Source organism: Sinorhizobium sp. FG01, assembly GCF_002531875.1.
GTDB classification, from domain to species: domain Bacteria; phylum Pseudomonadota; class Alphaproteobacteria; order Rhizobiales; family Rhizobiaceae; genus Sinorhizobium; species Sinorhizobium fredii_C.
In genome coordinates, this window is the sequence record NZ_NWTB01000007.1 from 48381 (window position 1) to 63004 (window position 14624).

The 14624-nt window shown below is 63.6% G+C and carries 14 protein-coding genes; 4 read left to right on the top strand and 10 right to left on the bottom strand.

Features of this window, described 5'->3' with window-relative positions; genetic code table 11:
* Window positions 1-63 precede the first annotated feature (63 nt).
* Window positions 64-1083, bottom strand: a complete 1020-nt coding sequence (locus CO656_RS12660) for an aldo/keto reductase (RefSeq protein WP_097526009.1) — start codon at window positions 1081-1083, stop codon at window positions 64-66.
* Between the two features lie 177 nt (window positions 1084-1260).
* Window positions 1261-2766, bottom strand: a complete 1506-nt coding sequence (locus CO656_RS12665) for an altronate dehydratase family protein (RefSeq protein WP_037418479.1) — start codon at window positions 2764-2766, stop codon at window positions 1261-1263.
* Window positions 2767-3036: 270 nt separating this feature from the next.
* On the opposite strand from CO656_RS12665, the gene CO656_RS12670 reads away from it, so the two are divergent.
* On the top strand, window positions 3037-3915 hold the full coding sequence (locus CO656_RS12670) for a GntR family transcriptional regulator (protein WP_097526010.1): 879 nt from the start codon (window positions 3037-3039) through the stop codon (window positions 3913-3915).
* A gap of 1 nt (window position 3916) precedes the next feature.
* Here CO656_RS12670 and CO656_RS12675 read toward each other — a convergent pair whose 3' ends face one another.
* Together CO656_RS12675 and gabD are read right to left on the bottom strand one after the other, a co-directional pair.
* The gene (locus CO656_RS12675; RefSeq protein ID WP_037418474.1) at window positions 3917-4717 is read right to left on the bottom strand and encodes an HpcH/HpaI aldolase/citrate lyase family protein; all 801 of its coding nucleotides are present in this window, start codon (window positions 4715-4717) and stop codon (window positions 3917-3919) included.
* Window positions 4718-4816: 99 nt separating this feature from the next.
* Window positions 4817-6271: an NADP-dependent succinate-semialdehyde dehydrogenase gene (gene gabD / locus CO656_RS12680; protein ID WP_097526011.1), complete on the bottom strand. Its 1455-nt coding sequence runs from the start codon at window positions 6269-6271 to the stop codon at window positions 4817-4819.
* Window positions 6272-6547: 276 nt separating this feature from the next.
* Between gabD and CO656_RS12685 the strand changes: the two genes are divergently transcribed.
* Entirely contained in the window at window positions 6548-7144 is a 597-nt protein-coding gene (locus tag CO656_RS12685) for a nitroreductase family protein (RefSeq protein WP_097526012.1), read from the top strand.
* Window positions 7145-7248: 104 nt separating this feature from the next.
* Here the strand turns inward: CO656_RS12685 and gyrB are convergent, their stop codons facing one another.
* The 5 genes from gyrB to CO656_RS12710 all read right to left on the bottom strand — a co-directional run bounded on the left by gyrB (window position 7249) and on the right by CO656_RS12710 (window position 12572).
* A complete protein-coding gene (gene gyrB / locus CO656_RS12690; protein ID WP_097526013.1) occupies window positions 7249-9684 on the bottom strand; it encodes a DNA topoisomerase (ATP-hydrolyzing) subunit B in 2436 nt (811 codons plus the stop codon).
* 134 nt (window positions 9685-9818) lie between these two features.
* A complete protein-coding gene (locus tag CO656_RS12695; RefSeq protein ID WP_037418463.1) occupies window positions 9819-10196 on the bottom strand; it encodes a helix-turn-helix transcriptional regulator in 378 nt (125 codons plus the stop codon).
* Complete coding sequence (locus CO656_RS12700; RefSeq protein ID WP_037418460.1) at window positions 10193-10756, bottom strand: Smr/MutS family protein; 564 nt, start codon at window positions 10754-10756, stop codon at window positions 10193-10195. The genes CO656_RS12695 and CO656_RS12700 overlap by 4 nt, the downstream gene beginning before the upstream one ends.
* Complete coding sequence (locus CO656_RS12705; protein ID WP_097526014.1) at window positions 10749-11855, bottom strand: murein transglycosylase A; 1107 nt, start codon at window positions 11853-11855, stop codon at window positions 10749-10751. Before CO656_RS12705 ends, CO656_RS12700 begins: the two co-directional genes overlap by 8 nt.
* A gap of 15 nt (window positions 11856-11870) precedes the next feature.
* Window positions 11871-12572: a Tim44/TimA family putative adaptor protein gene (locus CO656_RS12710; protein ID WP_097526015.1), complete on the bottom strand. Its 702-nt coding sequence runs from the start codon at window positions 12570-12572 to the stop codon at window positions 11871-11873.
* A 134-nt stretch (window positions 12573-12706) separates the two neighbouring features.
* Here CO656_RS12710 and CO656_RS12715 point away from each other — a divergent pair, with 134 nt between their 5' ends.
* Window positions 12707-13213 carry an FxsA family protein gene (locus tag CO656_RS12715; RefSeq protein ID WP_097526016.1) on the top strand — a complete coding sequence of 169 codons (507 nt, stop codon included), beginning with the start codon at window positions 12707-12709 and terminating at the stop codon, window positions 13211-13213.
* 140 nt (window positions 13214-13353) lie between these two features.
* Window positions 13354-13857 (top strand): protein-export chaperone SecB, encoded by a 504-nt coding sequence (gene secB / locus CO656_RS12720; protein ID WP_095678026.1) that lies wholly within the window; start codon window positions 13354-13356, stop codon window positions 13855-13857.
* A gap of 60 nt (window positions 13858-13917) precedes the next feature.
* Here secB and dnaQ read toward each other — a convergent pair whose 3' ends face one another.
* On the bottom strand, window positions 13918-14616 hold the full coding sequence (gene dnaQ / locus CO656_RS12725) for a DNA polymerase III subunit epsilon (protein WP_097526017.1): 699 nt from the start codon (window positions 14614-14616) through the stop codon (window positions 13918-13920).
* Window positions 14617-14624 lie beyond the last annotated feature (8 nt).

The following is a 14624-nucleotide window of genomic DNA, read 5'->3' on the forward strand; positions in this document are numbered from 1 at the left end:
CTCTTCACTCGCGTTCCTCCAACACGCAAGAAGCATCACCCGCCGCTTCCGGCGGCGGGCAAATCACACCCTCACGGCCTCCGTTCCGAGCGCGGGCGCTACGAGGGTGAATGGGTCGAAGGCGGCAAAATCCGCCGCCACTATCGTTCTTCGGGCCAACTCGATGTTGCGCTCGAGGCTCGAAGGCTTGGCGGTGCCGAGCAGAACCGAGGCGACCTGGGGATTGGCAAGCGGGAACTGTAGCGCCGGTGCTGCAAGCGGCAGACCACGCTCACCGGCGATCCGTTCCATCGCCGCGACCCTCTCTCTGACCTCCTCCGTGGCCGGCATATAATCGAAATGCGCGCCCGCCACCGGACCGGTGGCGAGGATGCCGGAATTGAAGACGCCGCCAACGACGAGCGAGGTCCCTTTCTTCTCGCAGAGCGGAATGAGTTCGGCGACCGCCGATCGGTCGAGAAGCGTGTAGCGGCCGGCAAGCAGGATGCAGTCGATATCCGCATGGCGCATCACGTCGAGGCAGACGGGCACCTCGTTGACGCCCAGTCCATAGGCTGAAATGGCGCCGCTCGATTTGAGCGCCTCCAGCGCCTTAAGGCCGGAATCGAGCAATTGCCGGAGATAGACGGCATTCCTCGCTGCCCCATGGGTATAGCCACCGATATCGTGAACGTAGAGAATGTCGATGCGGTTTAGGCCGAGGCGGGCATAGCTCATCTCCACCGAGCGCATGATCGCGTCATAGCCATAGTCGTAGGTGACGTCGAAATTCAGCGCCTTGACGTAGGAATAATCCGGGACCTTATCTTCTGGCACCGGATGCAGCAGGCGGCCGACCTTGGTGGAGAGCACGTAGCTCTCGCGCGGCTTGTCGCGCAGGAAATCGCCGGTCCGCCGCTCGGCAAGTCCGAGCCCATAATACGGCGCCGTGTCGAAATAGCGGATCCCTGCGTCCCAAGCGGCATCGAGCGTCGCCATCGCCGCCTCGCGCGTGCATTCGCGATAGAGGCCGCCGAGCCCGGCGGTGCCGAAACTGTATTCGGTGACCGCCAGATCGGTTCGACCGATAATTCTCGTCTGCATTCCTTGTCTCCTCCCTCCAAAGGATGCGCTCTTCTCACAGACGGCGCATTTGCCCCCTCACCCAATCCTCTCCCGCAGGCGGGGAGAGGGAGTCCGAGCGGCCGCCGCGAGTCCCTTCGCCCCGCCTGCGGGGAGAAGGTGGCCGGCAGGCCGGATGAGGGGCCCTTCCAAATCCGCCTAAAGCGTCGCCCCCAGATGCCAGGGGACGAACTCATTGTCGCCGTAGCCGAAAAGTTCGCTCTTGGTCTTACGCCCCGACGCCGTATCGATGATCAAATCGAAAATCTGGCGGCCGAGACCGGCTATCGTCGCCTCGCCGGAGGCGATCACGCCGCAATCGATATCCATGTCCTCTTCCATCGCCCGGTAGAGCGCCGTGTTGCTGGTCAGCTTAATCGACGGCGCCGGCCGACAGCCGAAGCAGCTGCCGCGGCCGGTGGTAAAGGCGATGACGTTGGCGCCGCCTGCAACCTGGCCCGTCGCCGACACCGGGTCGTAGCCGGGCGTATCCATGAAGACGAGGCCATGCTCGGTCACCCGCTCCGCGTAATTGTAGACAGCCGTCAACGGCGAACGGCCTCCTTTGGCCACGGCGCCGAGCGACTTTTCCAAGATGGTGGTCAGGCCGCCGCGCTTGTTACCCGGCGAAGGATTGTTGTCGAGCGAGGCGCCGTGCATCTCGACATAATTTTCCCACCAGGAGATCAGCCCGTCGAGCTTCACCGCCACCGCCTCGTTGACGGCCCGGCTGCGCAAGAGATGCTCGGCCCCATAGATCTCCGAGGTCTCCGACAGGATCGCCGTGCCGCCGGCACCGGCGAGAATATCGACGGCGGCGCCGAGCGCCGGGTTCGCCGTCACCCCTGACAGACCGTCAGAGCCGCCGCATTGCAGCCCGACGATGATCTCACTCACCGGGATCGGCACCCGCCTTGCGGTTGCCACTTCCTTGGCGATTTCCTCGAGAACGCCGAGCGCGCGCTCGACCGAGCGGCGCGAGCCGCCGGCCTCCTGAATGTTGAAATGCCGCTTTTCCGCGCCCGAACCGCTCTGGCCGTAGAGCGTCAGCTGGTTGACCTCGCAGCCGAGCCCGACCATCAGCGCGCCGCCGAAATTGGCGTGGCGAGCATAGCCGGCGAGCGTCCGGTGCAGGTTCTTCATGCCGTCGCCGGAAGACGACATGCCGCAGCCTTGGTCGTGCACGATCGGCACGAAGCCGTCGATGGCCTCGTAGCGCGGCAGGATGCGCCGGTTGGCCTCCTCGGCGATGGCGCGACAGACAGTGGTGGAACAGTTCACGCTGGCGATGATGCCGATATAGTTTCGGGTTGCCGCGCGCCCGTCAGCCCGGCGATAGCCGAGGAAGGTGCGCGCCTTGTCGGCCGCACTTGCGGCTTCCGGCGGCACCGGCGCGCCGATCGACAGCCGATCCTGGTCGAAGGCGAGATTGTGCGAATGCACATGCTCGCCGGCGGCGATGTCGCGCGTGGCGCGGCCGATCGCCTGGGCATATTTGACGACCGGCTCGCCGGCCGGGATCGGCCGGATCGCCGCCTTGTGGCCGGCCTCGATGCGCGCCGCGGACTTTTGCCCTCCGGGTAAAGTCTCGCCGGGCTCGATCGCCACCGTGGCAACGGCGACATTATCCTCCGGCGAAAGAAGGATCGAAGACGGTGCGGACAATCTCAGGCTCTCCCGGAACGGTTTTCACGGGATGGCTCCCGTGTCCTCTTGTTTGTCTTTTATCTACAATAGACAGATTTTCGTCAATGGGTATTATGACTCTCGTAGAAAACGAGGATGCCGATGCTCTCATGCGATGGGGGCATGGAAAAGGCAGGAATAAGCAGGTCTCGGCTAATTCTTGATTGACCCCGAGACAAACCGGCGCTGCCGGGCTAGATGGGCGCATGACCGCTGCGTTGAAACAATTCTAATCGACCGGATCATTCCATGGCAAAGCAGAACACCGTCTTCAAGGATGCCTTCAACCGCTGCCTCACGCTGCTTTCGGAAACATCAGCGCTGCCTTCCGAACCGGAGCTCGGCCAGGCGCTCGGGGTGAGCCGCACGACGGTCCGGGCCATCCTGTCGCGTTGCGAAGAGGTCAAGCTCATCAGCTGGGACAAGCGCCAGAAGATCGTGCTGAGGCGCCCGGAAACTTCCGATTATTTCCCGACCGAGGAAACCGATTCGCTTGCCGAGCGCATCGAGCGCAGCTTCATGCGCCGGATTCTGGCGGGCGGTGCGGAGCCCGGCATGCAGATCAACGAGCTTGAGCTGGCGCGGGAGATCGGCACAGGCACGACGAGCGTGCGCGAATTCCTGATCCGCTTCAGCCGCTTCGGCCTGATCGAGAAGCGGCCGAACAGCCATTGGGTGCTCAAAGGCTTTACCCGCGAATTCGCGCTTGAGCTAACGGAAGTGCGCGAGATGTTCGAGCTCCGCTCGGCCGCTCGCTTCGTTTCCCTGCCGGAGAACGACTCGGCCTGGACCGAGCTGAAGCAGATCGAGGCACTGCATCGCGATATTCTCGCCGATATCGACGACCGCTACAGGGAATTCTCCGAGCTCGACGAGCGCTTCCACCTCCTGGTGCACAAATCGTCGAGCAACCGCTTCATCGTCGATTTCTACGACATCATCGCGATCGTCTTCCACTACCATTATCAATGGAACAAATCGAATGCGCGCGAGCGCAATGCACGGGCGCTGGAGGAGCATCTCGCCTATATCGCCGCCCTTCAGTCGCGGGACCCGAAGCAGGCGGAACAGGCATGCCGCCGGCATCTGAAATCGGCGCGCGAGACCCTGCTTCAGTCGATACCATAGATCAGTAGCCGGATTCGGTCCGCGCAGGCTCGACCTCTCCGAGGTATTCCCGGCGCAACTGCTCAGTGGCACTGACGAGCAGGGTCACGTCGGTGCCGATCGCCATGAAGTCGGCGCCGAGAGCGCGATAGTCGCGCGCCTGCACCGGATCGAGCGTCAGGATACCGCGCGCCTTGCCGGCTTTATGGATCCGCGCGAAGCCATCGACGATCGCGTCCCGGACATCCGGGTGGGCGGGATTGCCGAGATGGCCCATGTCGGCGGCAAGGTCAGACGGACCGATGAACAGGCCATCGACGCCGTCGAGCGCGGCGATCTCGTCAATCGCGGCCAAGCCTGCCCGGCTCTCGATCTGCAGGATGAGGCAGATCTCGTCATTGGCGTTCTGCAGGTAATCCGTGATGCGCCCGAAATTCGTGGCCCGCCCAAGGGCGGCGCCAACGCCGCGGATGCCGTGCGGCGGATAGCGGACGGCGCGGACGAGCTGCCGCGCCTGCGCTACGGTGTCGACCATCGGGATGAGCAACGTCTGCACCCCGGTGTCGAGAACCTGCTTGATCAAGGCCGTATCGCCGACGGGCAGCCGCACGATCGGATGACTGCCGCGCCCGGCAATCGCGCGATACTGCGCGGCAAGCAGCGGCAGGTCGTTGGGCGCATGTTCGCCGTCGATCAGCAGCCAGTCATAGCCGCTGCCGGCCACGACTTCGGCAGCATAGGGGCTGGCAAGCGCCACCCACAGGCCGAGCTGGAAACGGCTTGCACGGATCGCGGCTTTGAAGGGGTTCTTGGGGGCCGGCATGAACGCTCTCCTCTGACGAAGACCAACGTCTTATCCACAAATGAAAAAACCGGCCAGAATTTTCCGGCCGGTTCGCTTCGATAGAGTTGCTGCCTCGCCTCAGGCGATGCCGCCCAGGCAGACATATTTGATTTCCATGAATTCCTCGATGCCGTATTTCGAGCCCTCGCGGCCGAGGCCGGAGAGTTTGACGCCGCCGAAGGGGGCTTCCGCCGTCGAGATCAGCCCCGTGTTGACGCCGACCATGCCGTATTCGAGGGCTTCGGCGACGCGGAAGACGCGGGCCAGGTCCTTGGCATAGAAATAGGAGGCAAGGCCGAATTCGGTGTCGTTGGCCTGATGGATGACGTCCGCCTCGTCCTTGAAGCGGAAGAGCGGTGCGACCGGACCGAAGGTCTCCTCGCGCGCCACGGCCATTGCCTGGGTGACGTCCGCCAGCACCGTCGCCTCATAGAAGCTGCCGCCGAGCGCATGGCGCCTGCCGCCCTGGATGACGCGGGCACCCTTGCCGACGGCGTCGGCCACGTGCTCCTCGACCTTGGCGAGCGCCGGCAGGTCGATCAGCGGACCGAGGATGACGCCCTCTTCCATGCCGTTGCCGGTCTTCAGCTTGGCGACCGCGGCAGCGAGCTTTTCCGAGAAGATTTCGTAGACGCCGTCCTGGACATAGAGGCGGTTAGCGCAGACGCAGGTCTGGCCGTTGTTGCGGAACTTGGCGATCAGCGCGCCTTCGACCGCGGCGTCGAGATCGGCATCATCAAAGACGATGAAGGGCGCGTTGCCGCCGAGCTCGAGTCCGAGCTTCTTGATCGTTGCGGCGCTCTGGCGATAGAGCTCGGCGCCGACTTCGGTGGAGCCGGTAAAGGTCAGCTTGCGCACCGTCGGGTTCGAGGTCATCTCGGCGCCGATCTCGCGGGCCGAACCGGTGATCACGGAGAACAGCCCCTTCGGCATGCCGGCGCGCTCGGCAAGCACGGCGATGGCGCTCGCCGAAAACGGCGTCTGGGCGGCCGGCTTCAACACCATGGCACAGCCGGCGGCAAAGGCGGGGCCGGCCTTGCGGGTGATCATCGCATTCGGGAAGTTCCACGGGGTGATCGCCGCGACGACGCCGATCGGCTGCTTCATCACGAGGATGCGCTTGTCCTTCTGGTGGCCGGGCACGAGGTCGCCATAGACGCGGCGCCCTTCCTCGGCAAACCACTCGATGAAGCTTGCGCCATAGACGATCTCGCCGGTCGCCTCGGCGAGCGGCTTGCCCTGTTCGATCGTCAGAATCCGGCCGAGATCGTCCTTGTTCTCGATCATCAGCTCGTACCAGCGGCGCAAAATTCCCGCGCGCTCCTTGGCGGTCTTCGCCGCCCATTCCTTCTGGACCCGAGCGGCGGTTTCGATCGCAGCCTTGGTTTCGGCGGCGCCGAGCTTCGGGACGCGTCCAATGATCTCGCCCGTCGCCGGATTGTTGACCTCGATGGCGTTCTGCGGGTCGGCTTCGATCCAGTTCTCGCCGACGAGCGCGGCTTGGCGAAACAGCGACGGGTCCTTCAAGTTCATGGCTGGTCCTTCCCTCAGAAAAAAGTTACAGAACTTATACAACTTTTTTCCGTTTCGACAATCGTCTTTTGCTTTTCCCGGAAAACGCCTCCCTCGTCGCTTCGTTCCGCTTCCCGAAGGTCCCGCGCGCCAGCGTTCCCGCTTCGATGATTTTTTGTGATGCACGTTCCAAAGCGCCGTCAGGTTCTATAGCGTCGCGGCGAATCCGGCTCTTCGCGAACGCAACACCTTACAGCGGAAGGGCCTCCCAACGGATTCACAGAGAAGGATCCTTCCGTGACGGAAATCAACCACAGAACAGCCGACCATCCGATTCACTCCATCTTCCTCGAGCGCTGGTCGCCGCGAGCCTTCACCGGGGAGGAGATCGGCGAAAAGGAGCTGCTGGCGCTCTTCGAAGCGGCGCGCTGGGCGCCCTCCGCCAGCAATATCCAGCCGTGGCGCTTCGTCTATGCCCGCCGCGGCGCCGCGTATTTCGCCTCCCTGCTGGAAACGCTGGACGAGGGAAATCAGCGCTGGGCCAAGAACGCCTCGGCCCTCGTGATCATTCTTTCGAAGACCCACAGGCAGACCTCGAGCGGCGAGATCAGGCCCGCTTATACGCATGCCTTCGACACCGGCGCCGCCTGGTTCGCTTTCGCGCTCCAGACCCAGCTTGCCGGGTGGCATGCCCATGCCATGGCCGGGATCGACCGCGACAAGGCGATGCGCGTCGCCGGCGTGCCGGAGCACTATCGGGTGGAAGCGGCCGTCGCAATCGGCAGGCTCGCCGATCCGGCCACGCTACCCGACGATCTCCGGGAGCGCGAAAAGCCGAGCCAGCGCAAACCAATCAACGAATTCGTTTTCGAAGGTCAGTTCAGGGGCGATTGAGGCGCAAAGCCTTCCGCCCGCAGCTCAAATGAAAAAAGCGCGGAACCGAGACAGCCCCACGCTTTCATATACAGCACCGCCGAGTGTCTCTGCTGATCGGCTTCTCAGATGTCGAGGTTGGCGACGCTCAGCGCGTTTTCCTGGATGAAGTCGCGGCGCGGCTCCACCTCGTCGCCCATCAGGCGCGAGAACAGCCCGTCCGCGTCGGTCGCGTCGGAAACCTTGACCTGCAGCAAAGAGCGCACATTCGGGTCGAGCGTCGTTTCCCACAATTGCTCGGCGTTCATTTCGCCGAGGCCCTTGTAGCGCTGCATCGTCACCCCCTTGCGGCCGGCAGCGAAGATCGCGTCCAGGAGAGCCCGCGGCCCGCTGATCTCCTGCGTGCCGTCGCGGCGGCGCAGGACCGGCGGTTCGGCGTAGACTTCCTTGAGCTTCGCCGTCAGCTGGTCGATGTGGCGGGCATCGGAGGAACCGATCAGCGCCATGTCGAGCACCGCCACTTCCTTGACGCCGCGCACCATGCGCTCGAGCTTCAGGCCGCCTTCGGCCGTCACCGACCCGGTCCAGCCGCGTTCGGTCTCCTCGGCAATGACGTCGAGACGGCGCGCCACTTCGGCGGCGACCTTCTGGTAGTCGTCGTGATGGCTGTTGAGCTCGGTATTCAGCGCGCCGGCAATCGCCGCCTGCTCGACGATCGCCCGGTTGTAGCGCGAATGCAGTCCGTCCATCAGCGAGCGCAGGCGCAAGGCGTCGTTGATCACCTCGCGGAGATCCTGACCGGCCCTGACCTCACCCGAGCCGAGCGTCAGCGACGCCTCATCGAGGCCGGTCGTGATCAGATACTCCTCGAATGCCTTTTCGTCCTTCAGGTACTGGGCGGACTTGCCGCGCGTCACTTTGTAGAGCGGCGGCTGGGCGATATAGAGGTGGCCGCGCTCGATCAGCTCCGGCATCTGCCGGAAGAAGAAGGTCAGCAGCAGCGTGCGGATATGGGCGCCGTCGACGTCGGCATCCGTCATGATGATGATCTTGTGATAGCGCAGCTTGTCGGCATTGAACTCGTCCTTGCCGATCGAGGTGCCGAGTGCGGTGATCAGGGTGCCGATTTCCTGGCTCGACAGCATCTTGTCGAAGCGCGCCCGCTCGACATTCAGGATCTTGCCGCGCAGCGGCAGGATCGCCTGGTTCTCGCGCGAGCGGCCCTGCTTGGCCGAACCGCCTGCCGAATCGCCCTCCACCAGGAACACTTCCGACTTGGCCGGATCTCGCTCGGAGCAGTCGGCGAGCTTGCCCGGCAGCGACGAGATGTCGAGGGCCCCCTTGCGGCGCGTCAGTTCACGCGCCTTGCGCGCCGCTTCGCGGGCGGCGGCCGCCTCGACGACCTTGCCGACGAGGATCTTCGCATCGGAGGGATTTTCCTCGAGCCAGACGCTGAGCGCCTCATTGACGAGGCTCTCGACCACCGGCCGGACTTCGGACGACACCAGCTTGTCCTTGGTCTGCGAGGAAAACTTCGGATCCGGCACCTTGACCGACAGGACCGCCGTCAAGCCTTCGCGGCAATCGTCGCCGGTCAGCGACACCTTTTCCTTCTTGGTAATGCCGGACGTATCGGCATAGGAGGTGATCTGCCGGGTCAGAGCACCGCGGAAGCCGGCCATGTGGGTGCCGCCGTCGCGCTGCGGAATGTTGTTGGTGAAGCAGAGCACGTTCTCGTGGTAGCTGTCGTTCCACCACATGGCCACCTCGACGGTGATGCCGTCCTTCTCGCCGCGGATCGAGACCGGCTTGTGCACGAGCGGCTTCTTCGCCCGGTCGAGATAGGCGACGAAGGCCTCGAGGCCGCCGTCATACATCATCTCGTCGCGGCGGATGTCCGAGTGGCGCTTGTCGGTCAGGACGATCCGGACGCCGGAATTCAGGAAGGCGAGCTCCCGCAGGCGATGTTCGAGCGTTGCGAAGTCGAATTCGGTCTTAGAGAAGGTCTGCTCGCTCGGCAGGAAGGTGACTTCGGTGCCGGTTTCGCTGCCGGCGTCGCCGGTAATCGTCAGCGGCCCATCGGCGACGCCGTGGGTAAAGCTCATCTCGTGGATCTTGCCGGCGCGACGGATCTTGAGCTTGAGCGACACGGAAAGGGCGTTGACGACCGAAACGCCGACGCCGTGCAATCCGCCGGACACCTTGTAGGAGTTCTGGTCGAATTTGCCGCCGGCATGAAGCTGCGTCATGATCACCTCGGCCGCCGAGACGCCCTCTTCCCGGTGAATGTCCGTCGGAATGCCACGGCCGTTGTCGGTCACGGTGCAGGAGCCATCGGGATTGAGCGTAACCGTGACGATGTCGGCATGGCCGGCCAGTGCCTCGTCGATCGCGTTGTCGACGACCTCATAGACCATGTGGTGCAGACCGGAGCCATCATCGGTATCGCCGATATACATGCCCGGCCGCTTGCGCACGGCGTCGAGGCCCTTCAACACCTTGATGGAATCGGCACCATATTCGGCGATCGCGCCGGCTTCGGTCTCAGAGATATCGGTCATTCGGCTTCAGGTCTTTCCAGGTTTTCGGACGTCGTGATTCGTTGCGAATCACAGCGCGGATGCCTCGCGGACTATAGGAAATTTGTCCACGGGTTCCAAATCCCGGGCGTCGCGAGCGCGGCCGGGGCGAGGCTTCATCCCCTGTCATTATCAGGAAATGTGGCTTTTTCCAAAATATCTTCCATCGCCTCGATCGCTTCGCCCGAAAGGCCGCGAATCCGCTCGCTCAGGCGGTTGGCAAAGGCGGTGTGGCCGGGCGGCAGACCCGAAGTGTCGAGCACGACCTTCGGATCGGAGAGCCGCGCGATGCTGAAGAGCTCGTCGGCCTCGTCCCAGATCACATTGAAGTAGCCGGCGACGCGCTGCAGGAAATCGAAACTCGGGGCGCCGCGCTTGCCGTGTTCTAGGGCCGAAAGATAGGCCGGCGAAACGCCGATTGCCGCCGCCATCTCCTTCTGCGAGACCCCCTTGCGGCGGCGCAGGTCGCGCATGGCCTCGCCGAAGGGCGTCATGGCGCACGCCCCCTGGTGCGCGCCAGGCGGACATAGAGCGCCCCCTCGCCCCCATGATTTCGTGCCGCCGGCTCGTAGGACGAGATCAGCGGGCGAAACTCGGGAAGGGCGAACCAGAGCGGCACCGCTCGCTTCAACGCGCCGTCGCTGCCGAACGACGTTCCCTTGCCGGTGATGACAAGGACATGGCGCAAGCCGCGCTCGTGCGCCTTCAGGAGAAACTGCAGCAGGAACCCATGCGCCTCGCTCTGGATCATCCCGTGCAGGTCGATACGCGCCTCGAGCGCCAGCCGCCCCTTCGCCAGCTTCCGCTTCACCGGTCTCTCGATCGGATGGTGGCGGTGCTCGGCCTTGCCGCTCAGGGCAAATCCCTGCTCAGGCTTCGCCGATGCGGACAAGCCGGCGTCGGCCGGCTGGGGAGAGGACGGCGCCGGCGGCGGCTCGATCTCGCCGAGCAGGTCCTCGAGGTCCTGCAGCCGCCCCGGCATCGGCTTGGTCGAGCGCGCGACCTTGCCCCACAGGATGCGATCCTCCGGCGACAGCTTTTTCTCCCTAGCCATGGCGATATCTGGCGGCGGCCGCGCGGGGCACGAGGATGAAGAAATCGGCAGCGGCGCGCACCGAGCCGGCAAGTGCGCCGGCCGCCTCGCCGGAGCCGGTGAAGATGTCGCCGCGGGCCGGTCCGACGATCGCCGAGCCGGTATCGAGCGCCAGCATCAGCCGTGCAAGAGGACGGCCGCCATCGAGATGGGTAAGCGTCTCGCTGGCAATGTAGAAGGGAACCCCGAAGGTATGGATGAGACGGTCCACCGCGAGCGACCGGCCCGGCTCGAGCGGCACCTTGGCGGCGGCGACCGGTCCGAGGCTTTCGTCCTCGACCGACGCTTCACGGAAGAAGATGAAAGAACGATTGTGCCACAGGACCTCGTCGACCTTCGCCGGATGGGCCGCGAGCCAGTCGCGAATGCTCGCCATCGAGACGGTCGCCGGGTCGATTTCGCCGCGCTCGATCAACAGTTTGCCGATCGCAGAAAAGCGGTGCCCGGTCTTTGCCGCATAGGTAATGCGGCGGCGCGTTCCGTCCGGATAGATGAGCCGCGCAGCACCCTGGACATGAATAAAGAAGACGTCGACCTTCGAGCGGGCATAGGCGATCTCGAGGCCGCGGCCGGCGAGTAGTCCCTCGTCGATCGCCCGTCGATCGGAATATTCCTCAATCCTGCCATCGCGAAGCCGGCCAAAAACGAAATAAGGATCCATTCCCTCGGGCCGATTCGCGTCATCAATATCGATGAGATCGGCGGGCCGCCGGTAGAAGGGAAAGCGGAACTCCGCGTCTGCGGTGGCGCGAACCTCGACTTCCGGTTCGTAGAAGGCAGTAACGAAGCCTTTCCCTCCGTCGTCGGGACGGATGCGGAACGGCACGAAGCGGTCCTCGAAGAAAGCGCGCGCCGCGGCAGCTCCCGAAAAACCGGCACCGGCCGCCTCGTAGGCGGGCAGCAGGTCGGCGACCGTTACTCCGAGAGAGCCTGTCCTGTACGGCTTGACCGCCGTCACATGATGATGACAGCGGCGAAGCGCATCGATGACGGGAGTCGGGTCGTCCTGCTGCCACCCCGGCAATTCCGAAAAGGACACCGGTTCGAGATCAAAGGCCATTATCGCCCCTTGCGGTCAATTTTCCGATTCGGTGGCGATCAGCTTCCAGTTCGGATCGCGCGAGCGGATGTCGCGCGCAAAGGTCCAGAGGTCATTCACTTCGGCAACCGAATCGGCGTCGCCGTCGATCAGCTTGCCCTGCTTGTCGTAGGTGGCGGAGATGAGCTGGCTGACGATGCGAACGGTGACGTTCTCTTCAGTGTCCTTGAGCTCCGCATGGACGATCTCGGCCTTTTCGATGCCGACGAAGGTCGACTTGACCACCTCTCCCTTGGCCTCCCGTTCGGCGATCGCCGCTTCGAAGCCTTCATACACCTCGCGGGACAGAAGACTTTTCAGTGTCTTGCGGTCGCCGTCGGCGAAGGCCATGACGATCATCTCGTAGGCCATCTTCGCGCCGTTGAGGAATTCGGCGGGCTGGAAGCTCGGGTCTGCGTCGCTGAGCGCCCGCAGTTGCGCGTTCAGCGGCGTGCCGGGCTTGGAAAAACCATCAATGGCGGCGTAACGGGACTCGTCCTCCGCGCTGCTCTCGCGGCGAGGGAGCTGCACGACCTTGCCATTGTCCCTTGCCTCCGGACCCTGCGCCTCGCGCGGCGAATAGGGGTCGAAAGGCGGTCGTTCATTTCCTGTCCTGCGGCCAAGGACGCTGCGCAATTGCAAGAAGATGACCACAGCCGCGATCAGGAAAAAAAACGTGATGAAGTCGAAAGAGCCCATTTCTACCCGGAACCGCTGTTAGAATTTCTCTTGGTGTTCCATATAGTCCGCAAGGATAAACCATTCAAATGGCGATGTCGCACCCATAAACCGGAGACCGGTCAATTGCACTCATCTTCTTGCGAGCACGATCGATGCGGTCGCTGATCATTCCCCTCGTCATCCTCGGCCTGCCGATCGCAGAGATTGCCGGCTTCGTGGTCGTCGGCCGCGAACTCGGCCTGGCGATGACGCTGCTGCTCGTCCTAGTGAGCGGAGTTGCCGGCGTCCTGCTCTTACGCATCCAGGGTCTCGGCACTTTGCGCCGCGTGCAGGAGGCGGCCCGGGCCGGAAAGGACCCGGGCCCGGATCTTCTCGGCGGTGCACTCATCTTCGTTGCAGCAATCCTGCTGATCGTCCCGGGCTTCATCACCGACAGCGCTGGTGTCATTCTCTTCCTGCCGCCGGTCAGGCGCGCCATCTCCTCCTTCCTGCAGACGCGGCTGACGATCCTGACGACCGGAAGCGGCTTCTACTCCGGCGGCCGCGGCAGCGACCGGCCGCGCGGCCCGACGATCATCGACCTCGACACGGACGAGTTCTCCAGAAGGAACGACGACGAAAACGGTCCCTCGCCACCTGGCAACCGGATTTCCGGGTAGGTCAGGGCGATAGTGAATCCGGTCGGCGAAGGGGGCCGTAACGCCTTTCAGTCCGGGGAACCGGTCCCGGCTTCGAGGGTTGTAAGCCCAGGTCCGAAGTGCTAGATGGCCTCACCAATTCGAAGTCCGAGGAAACTCTTATGACGACTGATACCGCATCCAACGGCAATGGCGAGGCCCAGCAGAGCCCGTCGCTCAACATCCTGGCCCAGTACGTCAAGGACCTCTCCTTCGAGAACCCCGGCGCCCCGCGTTCGCTGCAGGCCCGCGATCGCGCGCCCTCGATCAACATCAATGTCAACGTCAATGCCAATCCGCTCGCGGAGAACGATTTCGACGTCGTTCTCTCGCTGAACGCCCAGGCTCAGGACGGCGACAAGGTGCTGTTCAACGTCGAGCTCGCCTATGGCGGCGTTTTCCGCGTATCTGGCTTCCCGCAGGAGCACATGCTGCCGCTGCTCTTCATCGAGTGCCCGCGCCTGCTCTTCCCCTTTGCCCGCCAGATCGTCGCCGACGCGACCCGCAACGGCGGCTTCCCGCCGCTGATGATCGACCCGATCGATTTTGCGCAGATGTTCGCTCAGCGCATGGCGGAGGAGAAAGTCCGCGCCCAGGTTGCCAACAGCAACACGACGACGAACTGACGCATCCTCGAATAAGTGCAAAAAACCCGGCTCAGAAGGCCGGGTTTTTGTTGCGGGCTTTCAGCCGCTGTACTTTACCCAAATCGCCTTCGCACCGATCTTGGAAACGAGCGCCGCATGGGCCGCGATCTCGGCTTCCGTCAGGCGCGGCGTCAGCACCCGCTCCCTTTGCATGACGATGATCGGACCGTCGTCCGCCCGTACGGCAAGACCGTTGATCTCGCTCGTCACCAGCCCCAGCGCCGCCTGGCGGCCGCCAATCATTTCGATATAGACTTCGGCGAGCAGCTCGGAGTCGAGAAGGGCGCCGTGCTTGGCGCGATGCGAGTTGTCGATGCCATAGCGGCGGCACAGCGCATCGAGCGAATTCGGGCCCATCGGGTGCTTGCGCCGTGCCATGGCCAGCGTATCGGTCACCCGATCGTTCGCGATCGGCGGCAGCCCCAAACGGTCGAACTCGGCATTGATGAAGCCGATATCGAAGGTCGCATTGTGTGCGACCCAGCGCGCATCTCCGAAGAAGTCGACAATCTGCTCGACCACGTCGGCAAAGGATGGCTTGTCCTTCAGGAAGTCGTCGGTGATGCCGTGCACGGCGAGCGCATCGGGATGCACCTTGCGGTCGCCCGGATTGATATAGAGATGGATTGTCCGTCCGGTCGGAAACTGGTTCTCGAGCTCGACGCCGCCGATCTCGATCACCCGGTCCTCACGGCTGTCGAGGCCGGTCGTTTCCGTATCGAAAATGATCTCACGCATGAATTTTC